Below are 1503 nucleotides of genomic sequence, written 5' to 3'. Positions count from 1 at the left end.
CGGATTGCTGCAGCCTTCAGAAGGTCAAGCCTCTCTTTTTGGACATAAAGTCAGCGCGAAAAACATTGACACTCGGCGCCGCGTAGGCTACATGTCCCAGCTCTTTTCCCTCTATACGGAACTATCCGTTCTCCAGAATCTCATCCTGCATGCACGACTTTTTAAAGTTCAGGAAGAAAAGATCCCCGATCGTGTAGACGAAATGGTGCAACGCTTTGGTCTGGGAGAAGTTCTAGATGCCATGCCGGATAATCTGCCGCTGGGAATCCGTCAGCGTCTTTCACTTGCTGTGGCAATGGTGCATAAACCCGAACTGCTTATTCTTGACGAACCTACCTCAGGAGTCGATCCGATCGCACGCGACACTATGTGGCAATTAATGATACACCTTACAAGAAACGACCATGTCACGATATTTGTCTCCACACATTTTATGAATGAAGCGGAACGCTGTGACCGGATATCCCTCATGCACTCGGGAAAGGTCCTTGTCACCGACGTACCGGCTAACCTCGTACGGAAGAGAAGTGCTGGAACTCTGGAAGAGGCTTTTATTAGTTACCTGAAAGAAGCTGCTTCAGATGACGGGGCTGTTCTTTCTGCCTCTGTCACAAAAAAGCAGCGGGCTAAAAATCCTGATCATAATGACAGCGGCACAGGTCATAATAGATGGTTTAACTGGAAACGTTCCTGGAGCTACTGTATTCGCGAATCACTTGAAATAATGCGTGATCCTGTACGTGGAGTTATGGCGCTGTTTGGAACTATTATCCTCATGTTTGTCATCGGATACGGAATAAGCCTGGATGTAGAAAACTTGACTTACGCGGTTCTTGACCGTGACCAAACGGTGCTGAGCCAGAATTATGCACTGAACCTTTCAGGGTCACGATACTTCATAGAGTATCCCCCAATCGCAAATTACGAGGAACTGGAACGGCGCATGAGATCCGGAGAACTCAATATGGCCATTGAAATACCGCCAAATTTTTCCCGCGATCTAAAACATGGGAAAAATGTACAGATAGGGGCCTGGGTGGATGGAGCTATGCCGATGCGTGCAGAGACAGTAGGAGGTTATGTTCAGGGCATGCACCAGAATTGGCTGGAAGAGGCGGCAATGAGTCAGCCCCTGCAGACAGCAGGAGGGAATTCAGCAGTGATCGAAACCAGGTTTCGCTACAATCCCGACGTAAAGAGCCTTCCGTCAATGATACCGGCTGTCATTCCAATGCTGCTCCTTATGATCCCTGCAATGCTCACAGCTCTGTCGGTCGTAAGAGAGAAAGAGATGGGATCAATTCTCAACCTTTATGTGACACCTGTAAGCCGTGCCGAATTCCTCATAGGAAAACAGTTGCCGTATATAGCCATAGCAATGCTTAACTTAGTAATGATGACTCTGCTGGCCGTAACGGTATTTAACGTTCCGATAAAGGGCAGCCTGCTGGCAATGACAATAGGAACACTCTTTTTTGTCACATTTTCCACAGGCATTGGCCT

1 protein-coding gene is annotated in these 1503 nt (G+C 47.9%); it reads left to right on the top strand.

The window, feature by feature from the left end; genetic code table 11:
• Positions 1-1503: ABC transporter permease (locus VB081_RS10500; RefSeq protein WP_323400772.1), on the top strand; the 1503-nt coding region annotated here is incomplete at both ends.

Origin of the sequence: Christensenella sp. (assembly GCF_034927525.1) — a bacterium.
GTDB lineage: Bacteria > Bacillota > Clostridia > Christensenellales > Christensenellaceae > Christensenella.
The sequence above is the reverse complement of the archived record's forward strand: the minus strand, read 5'-3'. Positions and strand labels throughout refer to the sequence as shown.